The organism is Cupriavidus gilardii (assembly GCF_008801915.1).
Taxonomy (GTDB): Bacteria; Pseudomonadota; Gammaproteobacteria; order Burkholderiales; family Burkholderiaceae; genus Cupriavidus; species Cupriavidus gilardii.
The window spans coordinates 207,892-224,162 of record NZ_VZOV01000003.1 but is presented as its reverse complement, the minus strand read 5'-3'; the positions used below and the strand labels follow the sequence as shown (position 1 = coordinate 224,162).

At 68.5% G+C, this 16,271-nt stretch carries 14 protein-coding genes and 1 tRNA gene; 10 read left to right on the top strand and 5 right to left on the bottom strand.

The window, feature by feature from the left end; all coding sequences use genetic code 11:
- Positions 1 to 208 precede the first annotated feature (208 nt).
- Together recX and recA are read right to left on the bottom strand one after the other, a co-directional pair.
- Complete coding sequence (recX, locus tag F7Q96_RS06630) at positions 209 to 676, bottom strand: recombination regulator RecX (protein ID WP_053822364.1); 468 nt, start codon at positions 674 to 676, stop codon at positions 209 to 211.
- Between the two features lie 174 nt (positions 677 to 850).
- Positions 851 to 1,903 carry a recombinase RecA gene (gene recA, locus F7Q96_RS06625; RefSeq protein WP_006576703.1) on the bottom strand — a complete coding sequence of 351 codons (1,053 nt, stop codon included), beginning with the start codon at positions 1,901 to 1,903 and terminating at the stop codon, positions 851 to 853.
- 404 nt (positions 1,904 to 2,307) lie between these two features.
- Between recA and F7Q96_RS06620 the strand changes: the two genes are divergently transcribed.
- From F7Q96_RS06620 to F7Q96_RS06600, 5 genes are all read left to right on the top strand, one after another.
- The gene (locus tag F7Q96_RS06620) at positions 2,308 to 3,000 is read left to right on the top strand and encodes a response regulator (RefSeq protein ID WP_053822365.1); all 693 of its coding nucleotides are present in this window, start codon (positions 2,308 to 2,310) and stop codon (positions 2,998 to 3,000) included.
- Between the two features lie 105 nt (positions 3,001 to 3,105).
- Positions 3,106 to 4,677, top strand: coding sequence for a sensor histidine kinase (locus tag F7Q96_RS06615; RefSeq protein WP_053822366.1), 1,572 nt, complete (start codon positions 3,106 to 3,108; stop codon positions 4,675 to 4,677).
- Complete coding sequence (locus tag F7Q96_RS06610) at positions 4,674 to 4,994, top strand: DUF4212 domain-containing protein (RefSeq protein ID WP_053822367.1); 321 nt, start codon at positions 4,674 to 4,676, stop codon at positions 4,992 to 4,994. Before F7Q96_RS06615 ends, F7Q96_RS06610 begins: the two co-directional genes overlap by 4 nt.
- 288 nt (positions 4,995 to 5,282) lie before the next feature.
- On the top strand, positions 5,283 to 6,983 hold the full coding sequence (locus F7Q96_RS06605) for an MFS transporter (protein ID WP_053822368.1): 1,701 nt from the start codon (positions 5,283 to 5,285) through the stop codon (positions 6,981 to 6,983).
- 149 nt (positions 6,984 to 7,132) lie between these two features.
- Positions 7,133 to 7,209 (top strand) — tRNA-Met (locus F7Q96_RS06600).
- A 139-nt stretch (positions 7,210 to 7,348) separates the two neighbouring features.
- Here the strand turns inward: F7Q96_RS06600 and F7Q96_RS06595 are convergent.
- Positions 7,349 to 8,383, bottom strand: a complete 1,035-nt coding sequence (locus tag F7Q96_RS06595) for a helix-turn-helix transcriptional regulator (RefSeq protein ID WP_082371534.1) — start codon at positions 8,381 to 8,383, stop codon at positions 7,349 to 7,351.
- A 337-nt stretch (positions 8,384 to 8,720) separates the two neighbouring features.
- Between F7Q96_RS06595 and F7Q96_RS06590 the strand changes: the two genes are divergently transcribed.
- Together F7Q96_RS06590 and F7Q96_RS06585 are read left to right on the top strand one after the other, a co-directional pair.
- Positions 8,721 to 8,984, top strand: coding sequence for a hypothetical protein (locus F7Q96_RS06590; protein WP_053823184.1), 264 nt, complete (start codon positions 8,721 to 8,723; stop codon positions 8,982 to 8,984).
- Between the two features lie 298 nt (positions 8,985 to 9,282).
- Positions 9,283 to 9,720, top strand: coding sequence for a universal stress protein (locus F7Q96_RS06585; protein WP_006579090.1), 438 nt, complete (start codon positions 9,283 to 9,285; stop codon positions 9,718 to 9,720).
- Positions 9,721 to 9,851: 131 nt separating this feature from the next.
- Here F7Q96_RS06585 and F7Q96_RS06580 read toward each other — a convergent pair whose 3' ends face one another.
- Together F7Q96_RS06580 and F7Q96_RS06575 are read right to left on the bottom strand one after the other, a co-directional pair.
- A complete protein-coding gene (locus F7Q96_RS06580) occupies positions 9,852 to 10,883 on the bottom strand; it encodes a serine/threonine protein kinase (protein WP_170266009.1) in 1,032 nt (343 codons plus the stop codon).
- Between the two features lie 31 nt (positions 10,884 to 10,914).
- The gene (locus tag F7Q96_RS06575; protein ID WP_053822370.1) at positions 10,915 to 12,453 is read right to left on the bottom strand and encodes a DEAD/DEAH box helicase; all 1,539 of its coding nucleotides are present in this window, start codon (positions 12,451 to 12,453) and stop codon (positions 10,915 to 10,917) included.
- A gap of 343 nt (positions 12,454 to 12,796) precedes the next feature.
- On the opposite strand from F7Q96_RS06575, the gene miaB reads away from it, so the two are divergent.
- The 3 genes from miaB (at position 12,797) to ybeY (ending at position 16,035) form a co-directional block, all read left to right on the top strand.
- The gene (gene miaB, locus F7Q96_RS06570; RefSeq protein WP_053822371.1) at positions 12,797 to 14,209 is read left to right on the top strand and encodes a tRNA (N6-isopentenyl adenosine(37)-C2)-methylthiotransferase MiaB; all 1,413 of its coding nucleotides are present in this window, start codon (positions 12,797 to 12,799) and stop codon (positions 14,207 to 14,209) included.
- A 67-nt stretch (positions 14,210 to 14,276) separates the two neighbouring features.
- Entirely contained in the window at positions 14,277 to 15,272 is a 996-nt protein-coding gene (locus tag F7Q96_RS06565; RefSeq protein ID WP_053822372.1) for a PhoH family protein, read from the top strand.
- Between the two features lies 1 nt (position 15,273).
- A complete protein-coding gene (gene ybeY, locus F7Q96_RS06560) occupies positions 15,274 to 16,035 on the top strand; it encodes an rRNA maturation RNase YbeY (protein ID WP_082371536.1) in 762 nt (253 codons plus the stop codon).
- Positions 16,036 to 16,271 lie beyond the last annotated feature (236 nt).

Sequence of the window (16,271 nt, the reverse complement as noted above, 5' to 3'; positions counted from 1 at the left end):
GTCTGAAGACGATTTGCTGCGGGCGCACGAATTCGCGGCGCGCTTGCGGAAAACTCGTGGAGTTTAACATGCCGAGCCACATTGGCCGGGAATACCCGGATGTGTGCAGTGTCGGCCCGGATTGTCGGCGCGGATGATCGGACTACCGGGGCGTCTGCATCACACTCCGCCTCTGGGCCGATCCGGCACGCCGTTCATTCGAACCATCTCACTCGGGCTGCTCGTCCGGCGGCAGATCGGCGTCGCGGATCACCCGGCTGATCGCCGCCTGGGAAAAGCCGCGCGCCGTCAGGAAGCGCAGCTGTTTGGCCTTTTCCTCCGGCGTGGCCGGCGCCACGCCAAAGCGCTTGCGCCAGACCTCTCGCGCGCGCTCCAGTTCCGTGGCGCGCAGCTGCTGCTGCAGGTCGGCCAGTTGCTCGCCGTCGAGCTGGTGCGTGCGGGCTTCCTGCATGACGCGGGAAGCGCCATAGCGGCTGGCGCGCCGGTGCACCAGGCTCTCGGCAAAGCGGGCGTTGGACAGCCAGTTCTCGCGCTCGAGCGTATCGAGCAGGCGCTCCAGTTCCTCCGGCGACTCGGCATGCGGCGCCAGCTTGCGCGCCAGCTCTGCGCGGCTATGCTCGCGGCGCGACAGGTAGCCGACCGCGCGCGCTTTCAGGGACAGCGGGGGACGGGGCATGAAGACGGCTTGGGATGTAGCGCGATCGCGATGCTGGGCAGACTCCCCCTCCCGCTTGCGGGAGAGGGGTGGGGAGAGAGGCAAGCGGCGCCTGGCATGCGGCCGCGGGTTGAAACCACCCGCTCTCCCCGACCCTCCCCCCTGAGGGGGAGAGGGAGAACATCATCAACCCGCTTACTCTTCCGCCAGCGCCGGCGTGCCGTTCATCGGCACCACGCCGAGGGCGGCGCGGACCTTGTTCTCGATTTCGTTGGCGATATCGGGATTCTCGCGCAGGAATTCGCGCGCATTGTCCTTGCCCTGGCCGATCTTCTCGCCGTTGTAGCTGTACCAGGCGCCCGACTTCTCGACGATCTTGGCGTCCACGCCGAGGTCGATGATCTCGCCCTGGCGCGAGATGCCCTGGCCGTACAGGATGTCGAAGAAGGCCTCGCGGAACGGCGGCGACACCTTGTTCTTGACCACCTTGACCTTCGTCTCGTTGCCGATCACGTCGTCGCCCTTCTTGATCGAGCCGATGCGGCGGATGTCGAGGCGGACCGAGGCGTAGAACTTCAGCGCGTTGCCGCCCGTGGTGGTTTCCGGCGAGCCGAACATCACGCCGATCTTCATGCGGATCTGGTTGATGAAGATCACCAGGCAGTTGGTGCGCTTGATGGTGCCGGTCAGCTTGCGCAGCGCCTGGCTCATCAGGCGGGCCTGCAGGCCCGGCAGCGCGTCGCCCATCTCGCCTTCGATTTCGGCCCGCGGCACCAGCGCCGCGACCGAGTCGATCACGATCAGGTCGACCGAGCCGGAGCGCACCAGCGCGTCGGTGATTTCCAGCGCCTGTTCGCCGGTGTCCGGCTGCGAGATCAGCAGGTCGCCGACGTTGACGCCCAGCTTGCTCGCGTAGTTGACGTCCAGCGCGTGCTCGGCATCGACGAACGCGCAGGTGCCGCCCAGCTTCTGCATCTCGGCGACCACCTGCAGCGTCAGCGTGGTCTTGCCCGACGATTCCGGGCCGTAGATCTCGACGACCCGGCCGCGCGGCAGGCCGCCGACGCCCAGCGCGACATCCAGGCCCAGCGAGCCGGTCGACACGACCTGGATATCCTGCTCGACCTCGCCATCGCCCATCCGCATGATCGAGCCCTTGCCGAACTGCTTCTCGATCTGCGCCAGCGCGGCCGCCAGCGCCTTCTGCTTCTCGGCGCTCACGCCAGCTGCCTTCTTGCCGTCATCCATGGTCGTCCTTCCGTCAATGGTGTATAAATAGGCCGCATGCGGCGCGCCGCCTGCTATTCGAAGCCGATATTGTGCGGCCACTCGTTACGCAGACCCACGCGCCCGACCCGCGCCACCCCGGCGGTCTGCATCGTCGGAGCGCGCTGCGGCAACGCATTCTAGAGGCGGAGCATGGCAGCCGTGAATCAGCATCGGCTCAAAAATGCCCGGTTGACCGGCGCGATCTCCGACGCGTGGCCTCGGTTGCGATCCAGCCCCATGCGCCCGCCTGGAATCAGCGGGTACTGTATAAAAAAACAGTATGCTTGGCAAGCCCCATTTCATCCCATAGTGCGCATGCCGATCGGGACGACAGGGGGAGCGGCGCCCGCCAGCGCCCACCCGCCAGGCCAGGGGAGACCACCATGCGCATTCTGATTGCCGAAGACGACGACGTGCTGGCCGACGGCCTGACCCGTTCCCTGCGCCATTCCGGCTATGCGGTCGATCATGTGGCCAACGGCATGGAAGCCGATTCGGCGCTGTCGACGCAGGCCTACGACCTGGTGATTCTCGATCTGGGGCTGCCCCGCATGCCTGGGCTCGAGGTGCTCAAGCGGCTGCGCGCCCGCGGCGCGATGGTGCCGGTGCTGATCCTGACCGCGGCCGACAGCGTCGACGAGCGGGTCAAGGGCCTGGACCTGGGCGCCGACGACTATATGGCCAAGCCCTTCGCGCTGTCCGAACTCGAGGCGCGCGTGCGCGCGCTGGTGCGGCGCGGCACCGGCGGCGGCGCGACGCTGATGCGGCACGGCCCGCTCGCGTTCGACCAGGTCGGCCGCATCGCCTATCTGAACGACCAGATGCTGGACCTGTCGGCCCGCGAGGTCGGCCTGCTGGAGATCCTGCTGACGCGCTCCGGCCGGCTGGTGTCGAAGGAGCAGCTGGTCGACCATCTGTGCGAATGGGGCGAGGAGGTCAGCAACAATGCGATCGAGGTCTACGTGCACCGGCTGCGCAAGAAGATCGAGGTCGGCGGCATCCGCATCGCCACCGTGCGCGGGCTCGGCTACTGCCTGGAGAAATACCAGCCGGCCCCGGCGTCAGCGCATCCCTGACTGCGCTGACGCCGCCGCGAACACCGACACGGACGCCGGCGACGCCGCGGCCTTCCCTGCCACCCTGACCCGCCACCGGCCGCTCTCATCGCTCCCGCCCTTCGCATGTATCCGCTGCGCCTGCCCTGGAAACGCCCGTCGCCGGCGCCAACCGACGCCCGCCGCCGCGCCGGCTCCGCACCCCGCGCCGAGGACGAGGTCAGCGACGAGATGCTGGCCGACGCGCTGCCCCATCTGGAAGACGACGCCGCGCACGCGTCGCCGCGCTCGCTGTTCGGCGAGATCCTCGACTGGATGCTGGCACCGCTGCTGCTGCTGTGGCCGCTGAGCATCGCGGTGACCTATCTGGTCGCAAAGTCGATCGCCAACGGGCCCTACGATCGCGCGCTCGAATCGAGCGCGATCGTGCTGTCGCAGCAGGTGCGCGAGGTCAACGGCGGCGTGACGCTGCAGCTGCCGCTGTCGGCCCGCGAGATCCTGCGCGCGGACGAGACCGACGCGGTCTACTACCAGGTGGTCGGCACACGCGGCGAGCTGGTGGCGGGCGATCGCGACCTGCCGCTGCCGGTCGAGGAGGACCGCGGCCACGCCGGACTGGTGTCGCTGCGCGACGATCAGGTCGCCGGCAACGACGTGCGCGTGGCGTATACCTACGTCGAGATGCCGGCGGTGCCGGGCGGCCATCCGGTGCTGGTACAGGTCGCCGAGACGCTCGACAAGCGCGCGCGGCTGGCCAACGAGATCATCAAGGGCGTGATCCTGCCGCAGTTCGTGATCCTGCCGCTGGCGGTGCTGCTGGTGTGGTTCGGGCTGTCGCGCGGGCTGGCGCCGCTGACCGCGATCCAGCAACGCATCCGCGCGCGCAATCCGGGCGACACCAGCCCGATCGACGAACAGGCCGCGCCGCAGGAGATCACGCCGCTGGTCGCCTCGTTCAACGAACTGCTCGAGCGGCTCGATCAATCGGTGCAGACGCAGAAGCGCTTCATCGCCGATGCCGCGCACCAGATGAAGACCCCGCTGGCCGGGCTGCGCATGCAGGCCGAACTGGCGCAGCGGGAGCAGTCGCCGGAGGAACTGCGCAAGTCGCTGGCGCAGATCGCCGGCAGCTCGCAGCGCACCGCGCATCTGGTCACGCAGCTGCTGTCGCTGGCACGCATGGAGAACTTCGCCGGCAGCGGCAATATGGCGCCGCTCGACCTGGCCGCGCTGGCGCGCGAGGTGGTCAAGGACTGGCTGCCGCAGGCCTGGGCCAAGCGCATCGACCTCGGCCTCGATGCGTCCGACCATCCGGTGATGGTCCGGGGCAATCGCCTGATGCTGACGGAGATGCTGAACAACCTGCTCGACAACGCGATCCGCTACACGCCGCCGGGAGGCCACGCCACCGTGCGGGTCAGCGCCGATCCGTTCGAGCCGTTCGCCTATCTGGACGTCGAGGATACCGGGCCCGGCATTCCGCCGGCCGAGCGGCCGCACGTGATGGAGCGCTTCTATCGCGTGCTGGGCACCAGCACGGAGGGCAGCGGGCTGGGCCTGGCGATCGTGCGCGAGATCGTGCAGCAGCACGGCGGCGACGTCGCCATCGAGGACCACGTCTACCAGCAGCAGCCGCGCCTGGCCGGTGCACGGCTGCGCGTCACGCTGCGGCGTCCGGCGCCCGGGGAGGCGGCATGAACGCGCCCGATCCGGTCCGGCTCGCGCGCCAGCAGCGCGCCGCGGCCGCCTGGCGCACCAACCTGCGCTGGACCGCGGTACTGCTCGCGCTGTGGTTTGCCGGCACGTTTGGCGTCAGCTGGTTCGCGCGCGAACTGCGCTTCGACTTCTTCGGCTGGCCCTTCTCGTTCTGGGCCGGCGCGCAAGGGCTGCTGATCCTGTACGTGCTGATGGCCGCCGCCTACGCCTGGCGCATGAACCGCGCCGACCGCGAGATCGGCGAGCCCAGCAACGATGCCGCGCACGCCGACGATGGCGATGCTGCGCGGCACCGCTGAACGCCGCCGCGCCTGCTGCCGCGCGCAGCGCGGATCGCCGCCCCCTCGCGCGCCCTGCCATCCCGCATCGCAGCATCGCACCGGCCGAGGCAAGGCGAGCCCAATCGCCGCGCGACGCTAGCGTATACCCCGAGCAATAAGGGCGCCCCCGCGCCCTTTGCTGTCAGAACACCGTAAGTTTCGCCTCCCAGAATCCACACACATTCGACGGCCTCCGCCGGTACGCGGCGTTGCCGCCCGCGTAGCGCGGCCGTGCGAAAGGACCCCTGAACAGTAGGAGGAGACAAGATGGCTAACGCCCAGAATGTCGCGATGCCGGGAGGCAGCGCGCAGAATGCGCCGATGACGCGCGAGGAGAGGAAGGTCATTCTCGCCTCGTCGCTCGGCACCGTGTTCGAGTGGTACGACTTTTATCTGTACGGTTCGCTGGCGGCGATCATCGCCAAGCAGTTCTTCGCCGGCCTCGATCCGACCTCGGCCTTCATCTTCGCGCTGCTCGCCTTTGCCGCCGGCTTCATCGTGCGGCCGTTCGGCGCGCTGGTGTTCGGCCGGCTCGGCGACATGATCGGTCGCAAGTACACGTTCCTGGTGACGATCCTGATCATGGGCGTGTCGACCTTCATCGTCGGCCTGCTGCCCAGCTACGCCACCATCGGCTGGGCCGCACCGGTGATCCTGATCGCGCTGCGGATGCTGCAGGGCCTGGCGCTCGGGGGCGAGTACGGCGGTGCGGCGACCTACGTCGCCGAACACGCGCCGCACGGCAAGCGCGGCTCGTACACGTCCTGGATCCAGACCACGGCGACGCTCGGCCTGTTCATGTCGCTGATCGTGATCCTGGTGTGCCGTCAGCTGACGGGTCCCGACTTCGAGGTCTGGGGCTGGCGCATCCCGTTCCTGCTGTCGATCGTGCTGCTCGGCATGTCGGTCTACATCCGGCTGTCGATGGCCGAATCGCCGGCGTTCCAGCGCATGAAGTCCGAGGGCAAGACGTCGAAGGCGCCGCTGACGGAATCGTTCGCGCAATGGCGCAACCTGAAGATCGTCATCCTGGCGCTGGTGGGCCTGACCGCCGGCCAGGCCGTGGTCTGGTACACCGGCCAGTTCTACGCGCTGTTCTTCCTGACCCAGGTGCTGAAGGTCGACGCCAAGACCGCGAACCTGCTGATCGCCGGCGCGCTGGTGATCGGTACGCCGTTCTTCGTGTTCTTCGGCGCGCTGTCGGACAAGATCGGCCGCAAGTGGATCATCATGGCCGGCTGCGCGCTGGCGATGCTGACCTACTTCCCGCTGTTCAAGGCGCTGACCCACTACGCCAACCCGGCGCTCGAACGCGCCCAGCAGTCGGCCCAGATCGTCGTCACCGCCGATCCGAAGCAGTGCTCGTTCCAGGGCAGCCCGATCGCGCGCGAGATCGACTTCCGCAGCTCCTGCGACATCGCAAAGCGCACGCTGGCGCAGTCGTCGGCAAGCTATGAAGTCGTCGAGGCGCCGGCCGGCACCACCGCCACCGTCAAGATCGGCGATCGCGAGATCCAGGCCTTCAACGCCTCGCTGGTGCCGCAGGGACACAGCTTCGATCCGGACAGCAAGGCGAAGATCGATGCCTTCAAGAAGGAGGTCGCCTCGGCCATGACGGCCGCCGGCTATCCGACCAAGGCCGATCCCGCCGAGATGAACACGGTGATGGTGCTGGTGATCCTGGTGATCCTGGTGATCTACGTGACCATGGTCTACGGTCCGATCGCCGCGATGCTGGTCGAGCTGTTCCCGACCCGCATCCGCTACACCTCGATGTCCCTGCCCTACCACATCGGCAACGGCTGGTTCGGCGGCATGCTGCCGACCATCTCGTTCGCCCTGGTCGCGCAGAACGGCAACATCTACTACGGCCTGTGGTACCCGATCGTGATCGCCGGCATCACGCTGGTGATCGGCTCGCTGTTCATCCGCGAGACCAAGGACGTCGATATCTACGCGCACGACTGATCTTCGACCGCGCCACGCCGGCCCGGGGGCCGGCGGCGAAACCGGCGGTCGGCCAGGGCCGCCGGTTTTTTTTTTGGCATCCGGATACCCGTGGACCGCACAAAAGTGTTGACAGCGATCCAGCGGCCCGTATAATGGCGGTCTTCGTCGGCGAATTAGCTCAGTCGGTTAGAGCGACGGAATCATAATCCGCAGGTCCGGGGTTCGAGTCCCTGATTCGCCACCAGTATTTCGAAGGGGTCAGCACAAGCTGACCCCTTTTTGTTTTGGCGCCACCCTCCAGGTTGGCGCCGCCCTCCAGGGTCCCGATCGGGGCTCCTCTCGGGAACCCCTCCCCACCACCCGCCCCCCCCCCAGTTCCGCCCTCAGTTCCGGCAGTAAGCCCGCGCCATCGACTTGACCTCGAGCGCCAGCGCGCGGCGCAGCGCCACCGGCTCCAGCACCTCGACCTGCGGCCCGAACGAGCGCAGCCAGCGCACCAGCCAATCGGCCATCTCCACCGTGCAGCGAACCACCAGCGAACCGTCGGGGCCGATCTCCTCGGTCTGATCGGGCGCCATCGGCGCGTCGCGCACGATGTCGCCGCAGCCCTTGGCAAAGCGCACCGCCAGCTTGATATTGCCGTCGCCGTGCAGCCCGAATTCGGCTGCCTCTTCGACGTAGTCGGCCAGCGAGAAATGGTCGGGATAGATGAAGCGCTCCTTCAACGCGTGCGCCGCGTGGACGCGGTCCAGCCGCAGGCATTGCGGTGCCGGCTCTTCGTCTTCCAGTCCGACCAGATAGACCATGCCGGCCTTCTCGACCACGCCAAGCGGCATCAGCACGGGCTTGCTCTCCGGTTCGAAGCGCGGCCGGTAGACGACCTCCAGGCAGCGCTCCTCGAAGACCGCGGTCAGCACCGGCAGCAGCACGACCTCGCGCAGCCGCGGCGGCACCAGCGGCGAACTGCGCTCGACCACCGACACCTTGCGATGCCAGGCGATCCGCCCGGTGCCGCCTTCTCCGGCGCGCCGGCGCAGCTGCGATTCGGCCGCATCGAACAACGGCCGCAGCAGGGTTGCCATCACCGACGTGATCTGGCGGCCGGCGAACCGTTTCAGCACCTGCAGGGCCAGCGCCTCCTCGTCGCTGAGCCAGGTGCCGGCGTTGGACAGCATCCGGCCGGCGCCTTCGGCGCGGCGCCACATCAGGCCGCGCCCTTGCGCGCGGCACTCCGCCGAGCCGTCGGCGAGCAACAGCACCAGCCGCTGCTGCAGCACCTCGGCGGGCGGCTCGGCGACGCCGAGGGCGGCAAGGCCGTGCGCCACGTCCTCGGCGCTCATCCAGCGGCGGGGACCACCGTCGTCAAGCAGGACGGAAAGAATGGAAACGTCGAGTTGCGAATCGAACTGTTGGGCCATAAAGCGCAATCAGAGGTTGGTCATCCGTGGGGAGAGCGAAGCCTATCAAGCGGGGCGTCCGGAAATGAAGGAAATGGACAAGGAACGACGGTTCCCGGCACGCACTTCGGCCCTCCGAAACGAAAGTGCGAGCAACAGCCTATGCGATGCCCGCCGGCACGCGGAGTGGGCAAGGCCCAGGCCGGTGCAGCACAAGCATTCGCATTGTTAAAAACTTTGAATAACTGATACGAGGCAGCGTCGCGTCGCTGCCCGGATGTGAGCCTATTCTTCTCACATCGGCTGACGACATCCCGCCGCAAAACGATTCTTAAAAATTCAACAAATGGAGAAAATCATGAAGATCACCACCACCCGCCTGGTTCTCAGCGCCGCCATCGCCGGTACCGCGCTGCTGTCGCTGAACAGCGTGTTCGCCGCGCCGGTGCGCGGATCGCATGCCGGCGACGACTATGGCTACACGTTCCGCTCGACGGACCGCTTCGCCGACGGCGGGCGTGCCTTCAACGTCTACGGGGACGGCGCGCGCACGCACGACGTCTACAGCGAGGGCGCACGTGCCAGCACCCGCGGCGATTACCCCGCTCCGATCGGCGAATGAGCCGGCACGTTGTGACGAAGCGAAGGAGCGCGCGATGAGCGTTCGAGACAATGCACTGATCGTGGCGGTGTGGATCGGCGCCTGCCTCGCCAGTGGCTGGCTAGTGACCTTTACGGGGATGCTGCTGTCGCAGTAAGTGCAGGATCAGGCATGCAATTCGGCGAAGTGCCGAGTTTTTGACCGGAATCATGGCGAGATCGCCGCCTAGCTGCCATCATGAATTCAGCCAGGCACGGCAACGCCGAACCGCCTGGCCGTCGACAACGCCTGCAAGGCCCCTGATAGGAGAACCCTCGCCATGACCCATATCGTGCTCGCCACTGACGGCTCCGCCTTCAGCGACGCCGCCGCCCGCTTTATCGCCGAAGGGAAGCTGCTGCAGGGCGAACGGACCGTGCATGTGGTGCACGTCGCCCCGGAGGTCACCGGACAGGTCCGCGCCTTCGTCAGCAAGGACGCGATCGACGACTGGCATCGGGAGGAGAGCGAAAAGGCGATGCGCTCGGTCTGCGACATCCTGGCCGCCGCGCAGCTGCGCGTGGAAAAGCATGCGCTGAGCGGCTTTCCGCCGGACCGGATCGTGGCGCTGGCCAAATCGGTCAACGCCGATGCGATCGTGATCGGCACCCATGGCCGCGGATCGTTCTTCGACGCGGTGCTCGGCTCGGTCGCCGGCCGCGTGGTGGCGCATGCGTCGTGCCCGGTGATCCTGGTAAAGGCGCCGGAGAAGGCGTGATGGTGTGATGGCCTGATGGCCTGATGATGCGGGCCATTCCAGGCCCACAGTGTGACGAGCGCCGCGGTCGCGCCCGGGACGATCGGCAGCCCGGCCGATCAACTCGCGATCAACTCGGGATCAAGCCGCGATCAAGCCGACCACAGCGGCGGCTCGTCCATCAGCGCGATCTGTTCGCGCAGTTCGAGGATGCGGTCCTGCCAGTAGCGCGCCGTGCCGAACCACGGAAACGCGGCCGGAAAGGCCGGATCGTTCCAGCGGCTCGCCAGCCAGGCGCTGTAGTGCAGCAGGCGCAGCGTGCGCAGCGCCTCGACCAGATGCAGTTCGCGCGTCGGGAATTCGGCGAAGTCCTCGTAGCCGGCCACGATATCGGCCAACTGGCTCTGCATCGCGGCGCGGTCTCCTTCCAGCAGCATCCACAGGTCCTGCACCGCGGGGCCGGTCCGGCTGTCGTCGAAGTCGACGAAATGCGGACCGGCGCTGCCGCCGCGGGCCTGATCCGCGTCGATCCACAACAGGTTGCCGCGATGGCAGTCGCCATGCAGCCGCAGCATCGCCACGTCGCCCGCGCGCTCGTAGCAGCGCCGCACGCCATCGATGGCGAGATCGGCGGCGGCCTGCCAGGCCGGCCGGAGATCGGCCGGGATGCAGTCCTGCGCCAGCAGCCAGTCGCGCGGCGCCACGCCGAAGGTCTCGACATCGAGCGCGGGCCGATGAAGATAGGGCCGGGTCGCGCCCACGGCATGGATGCGGCCGATGAATCGGCCCAGCCAGGTCAGCGTATCGGCGCGATTGAGCTCGGGCTCGCGGCCGCCGCAGCGCGGGAACACCGCGAAGCGAAAGCCCGCATGCGACAGCAGCGTGCTGCCGCCGCACTCGAGCGGCGGCACGGCGGGGATCTCGGCCTCGGCGAGCTGCCGCACGAAGGCATGTTCCTCGAGGATGGCGGCGTCGCTCCAGCGTCCGGGACGGTAGAACTTCATCACCAGTGGCGCGCCGTCCTCGACCCCGGCCTGCCAGACCCGATTCTCGTAGCTGTTCAGCGCCAGCAGCCGGCCGTCCGGCATGAAGCCGGCCGCCTCGAGCGCATCGAGGATCAGGTCGGGCGTCAGCCCCGCGAACGGAATGTCCGGCGAGGCGGCGGGATCGGGCGACGTCACCATGGCTAAGCGCTAGCTTAGGACACCGCGCGCGTCAGGACCCCTGCCGCGAACGCTGTCCGCCGAGCAGTGCCGCCTGCGGGCCGGGGCGGCGGTTGCGCGACGGACCGTTCGACTCGGACGCCGGGCGCGGCGCGGCCTGCGCACGTTCGCCGTTGCCGGCCGGGCGGCCGGGGCCCTTCGCCTGACCATTGGCCTGGCCGCCGGGCTTGCCGTTGCGCTGCAGCGCGGCGCCGGCTTCCTGCGGACGCGGGGAACGCGGCTGGCGCGGCGGCCGCGCTTCCGCGCGGCGCTCGCCCGACGGTGCGCCTGAGCCCTTACCGGCACCATTACCGCCAGGATTGCCGGCACCCTGCGAACGCCCCCGTCCGCCGCCGCCATTCTGGCCGCGCGCCTGGCGGCCCTTCTGGATCGGCTCGGGTGCGATGGTGGGATCCGGCTCGAAGCCCGGCAGCACGATCTGCTCGAGCTTGCGCTTGATCAAGCGCTCGATGTCGCGCAACAGGCCATGCTCGTCGACGCAGACCAGCGACACCGCCTCGCCCTCGGCGCCGGCGCGGCCGGTACGGCCGATCCGGTGCACATAGTCTTCCGGCACGTTCGGCAGGTCGAAGTTGACCACATGGGGCAACTGGTCGATATCGATGCCGCGCGCGGCGATGTCGGTCGCCACCAGCAGCCGCAGCGTGCCGGCCTTGAACTCGGACAGCGCACGCGTGCGCGCCGACTGGCTCTTGTTGCCGTGGATCGCCAGCGCCGACAGGCCTTCCTTGCTCAGCTGCTCGGCCAGCCGGTTGGCGCCGTGCTTGGTGCGGGTGAAGACCAGCACCTGGTGCCAGTCGTGCTCGCGCACCAGGTGCGCCAGCAGTTCGCGCTTGCGCTCGCGATCGACCGCATAGACGCGCTGCGCCACGGTCTCGGCCGTGGTGTTGCGGCGCGCGACCTCGATCGAGGCCGGATTGTCGAGCAGGCGGTCGGCCAGCGCGCGGATCTCGTCGGAGAAGGTCGCCGAGAACAGCAGGTTCTGCCGCTTGGGCGGCAGCACGTTCAGGATCTTGCGGATGTCATGGATGAAGCCCATGTCCAGCATGCGGTCGGCCTCGTCCAGCACCAGCATCTCGACATGCGACAGATCGATCGTGCGCTGGCCCACGTGGTCCAGCAGACGGCCGGGCGTGGCCACCACGATATCGACGCCGCGCTTGAGCTGGTCGATCTGCGGGTGGATGCCGACGCCGCCGAACATCACCATCGAACGCAGGCGCAGGTACTTGCCGTAGTTGCGCACGCTTTCTTCGACCTGGGCGGCCAGTTCGCGCGTCGGCGTCAGCACCAGCGCGCGGATGCGGGGCCGTTCGCCGCGGGCCGGCGGCTCGGCGCGCGACAGCAGTTGCAGCATCGGCAGCGTGAAACCGGCGGTCTTGCCGGTACCGGTCTGGGCGCCGGCGAGCAGGTCGCCGCCCTTGAGGATCGCGGGAATGGCTTGCGCCTGGATCGGCGTGGGCGTGGTATAGCCCTGCTCCGCCACGGCGCGGACAAGCTTGTCAGACAAGCCTAGTTCTGAAAAAGACATGGAATTCGTTTCGGCCGCCCCTTGCGCACGGATGCGCCAATCGTCGGGGCCGGCATGGATTGTGGCGACTGGCCGGCTGCCGCCGTCATCGCCTGCATGGGCGGGACGCGGGGTGCCGGGGAAGCGGAACGACTGCCTCCGCCTCCAGGTTCGGAAGGCCCGTAGTGTATCAGCCTCGGCGCATTCGCACCGGACGCCCCATGAGCCGAGCGGGTAGAATAGCGGGCTGTCCCGCCTGCCCTGCCCCCGCCCGCCCGCGCGCCCGGCGCCGGCCCCCGCGGCAGGCCATGTTCCGCCCCCTGAAGCATCCGATGCCCCCAGGTCAACCACTGAGATCGGCACCATGAATCCACGTCCCCAAGCCCCCGAGGCCACCCAGCCTGCGGCCGCCCCCGCCACGCCCGTCAAGAAGGTCTTCGTCAAGACCTACGGCTGCCAGATGAACGAGTACGACTCCGACAAGATGGTCGACGTACTGCACGCCAGCCAGGGCCTGGAGAAGACCGACAATCCCGAAGACGCCGACGTGATCCTGTTCAATACCTGCTCGGTCCGCGAGAAGGCGCAGGAGAAGGTGTTCTCGGAACTGGGGCGGATGAAGGCGCTGAAGGCCGCCAAACCCGACCTGGTGATCGGCGTCGGCGGCTGCGTGGCCAGCCAGGAAGGCGCGGCCATCGTCTCGCGCGCGCCGTATGTCGACGTCGTGTTCGGCCCGCAGACGCTGCACCGGTTGCCCGACATGATCGCGCGCCGCCGCCAGAGCGGCCAATCGCAGGTCGACATCTCGTTCCCCGAGATCGAGAAGTTCGACCATCTGCCGCCCGCGCGCGTCGAAGGCCCGAGCGCCTTCGTCTCGATCATGGAAGGCTGCTCGAAGTACTGCAGCTACTGCGTGGTGCCCTACACCCGCGGCGAGGAGGTCTCGCGCCCGTTCGACGACGTGCTGGCCGAGATCGCGGGCCTGGCCGACCAGGGCGTGCGCGAGGTCACGCTGCTGGGGCAGAACGTCAACGCCTACCGCGGCCGCATGGGCGACACCAGCGAGATCGCCGACTTCGCACTGCTGATCGAGTATGTGGCGGAGATCCCGGGCATCGAGCGGATCCGCTATACCACCAGCCATCCGAAGGAATTCACCGCACGGCTGATCGACGTCTACGCGCGCGTGCCCAAGCTGGTCGACCATCTGCACCTGCCGGTGCAGCACGCCTCGGACCGCATCCTGATGGCGATGAAGCGCGGCTACAGCGTGCTCGAATACAAGAGCATCATCCGCAAGCTGCGCGCGATCCGGCCGACCATGTCGATGTCGTCGGACTTCATCGTCGGCTTTCCCGGCGAGACCGACGCCGACTTCGACAAGCTGATGGCGATGGTCGAGGAGATCGGCTACGACACCTCGTTCTCGTTCATCTTCAGCCCGCGCCCCGGCACGCCCGCGGCCAATCTGCACGACGACACGCCGCACGAGGTCAAGCTGCGCCGTCTGCAAAGGCTGCAGGCGACCATCGAGGAGAACGTGCAGCGCATCAGCCGCGGCATGGTCGGCACGGTGCAGCGCATCCTGGTCGAAGGCCCGGCGCGCAAGGACCCGAACGAGCTGCACGGCCGCACCGAGAACAACCGCGTGGTCAATTTCGCGCTGCCCGGCGTGCCGCAGGCGAGCCGCGACCGGCTGATCGGCCAGATGGTCGAGGTCACGATCACCGAAGCCTTCCCGCATTCGCTGCGCGGCGAGATCCTGGTGCGCGGTTAAGCGGGACCCCCGGCACGCCGCGCGCCCGCCGACGGCCGACGACGAACAACAACGGAGCGCTCTCCCGATGAAAATTCCTTCCGCCGAATTCGTGGCGCCCAAGGACGACAACGCCCGGCTGCAGAACCTGTGCGGTCCGCTGGACGAAAACCTGCGCCAGGTCGAACAGGCGCTGGACGTCACGATCCAGCGGCGCGGCCACAAGATGACGGTGCGCGGCGCCAACGCCAACGAGGCCGCCGCCGCGCTGGAGCGCTTCTACAACCAGGCCCGCACGCCGCTGTCGATCGACGACGTGCAGCTCGGCCTGATCGAGACGCGCCAGTACGCCGCGCATGTCGCCGGCCCGCCGGGCGCGGACAACGACGCGGGGGGCGATGCCGACGACGAATCGCCGGTGCTGCATACGCGCCGCACCGGCCTGGTCGGCCGCACCGCGGCGCAGCGCGACTACCTGCGCAATATCGTCGCGCACGACCTGACCCTGGGCATCGGCCCGGCAGGCACCGGCAAGACCTATCTGGCGGTGGCCTGCGCGGTCGATGCGCTCGAACGCGACGCGGTCAAGCGCATCGTGCTGACGCGTCCCGCGGTCGAGGCCGGCGAACGGCTGGGCTTTCTGCCGGGCGATCTGGCGCAGAAGGTCGATCCGTATCTGCGCCCGCTGTATGACGCGCTGTACGACCTGCTCGGCTTCGACCGCACGCAGAAGATGTTCGAGCGCCAGATGATCGAGATCGCGCCGCTCGCCTATATGCGGGGCCGCACGCTCAACCACGCCTTCATCATCCTGGACGAGGCCCAGAACACCACGCCGGAGCAGATGAAGATGTTCCTGACCCGGATCGGCTTCGGCTCCAAGGCGGTGATCACCGGCGACACCACGCAGATCGACCTGCCGCGCGGCCAGAAGAGCGGCCTGATCGAAGCCCAGCACGTGCTGCGCGACGTGCGCGGCGTCGCCGCGACCCGCTTTACCAGCATCGACGTGGTGCGCCATCCGCTGGTGGCGCGCATCGTCGAGGCCTACGACGAATACCACGCCCAGCACAAGGACACCTGATTTGACCAGCAAGAAGATGGCTCCCAGCGCCGCCCCCAGCCTGATCCTGTTCGACGGCGAAGGCCGGGCCCGCAAGAGCGCCGCGCACGCGCTGCGCGTGCAGCTGCCCGACGGCCGCAGCCTGACCGTGGACCTGTCGCAGGCCGCCGACGGCGTGGTGTCGCTGCTGGCCGAGCACAGCGACCCGCGCCAGCGCGCCGGCCTGCTGGCCCGGCCCGACAGCCACGATGCGCTGGCGGTGGCGGTCACCGCCACGCCGCAGCTGACCACCACCGGCACGCCCGCCACGCCGCCCGAACTGACGCTGGACGTGCAGTACGGCGACGGCATCCGCGGCAGGCGCGGCCTGCCGCCGCGCGCGCGTCTGCAGACGTGGCTGCGCTCGGCGCTGTTCGCCGACGCCCAGCTGACCGTACGCTTCGTCGGCGAGGACGAGGGCCGCGCGCTGAACCGCGGCTTTCGCGGCAAGGACTATGCGACCAATGTGCTGACCTTCGCGTATGCCGAGCACGAGGACGACCCGGTCACCGCGGACATCGTGCTGTGCTGCCCGGTGGTCGAGCGCGAGGCGCGCGAGCAGCGCAAGCCGCTCGAGGCCCATTACGCGCATCTGCTGGTGCACGGCGCGCTGCACGCGCAGGGCTACGAGCACGAGGACGACGCGGAGGCAGAGGAGATGGAGGCCATCGAGACCGAAACGCTGCTGGCGCTGGGCTTCGCCGACCCGTACCGCGACGACCGCGGCCCGCGGCTGGGGCACTGAACGATCAGCGAGGGGGGGATCGGCGGGCGGCCCCGCTTGCCCTCTCCCCGGCTCCCTCCCCGGCTCCCTCCCCGGCTCCCTCCCCGGCTCTCTCCCCGGCTCTCTCGCCGGCTCTCTCCCCCGCTCCGTCCCCCGCAAGCGCGACGGGGAAGAAAACAGTCAGGTGCGGCGCCAGCGCCGCATTCGGCCGGCCAGGCGGCGGCGCCCCCCGGCCACCGCGGTCAGAACCGAAAAAC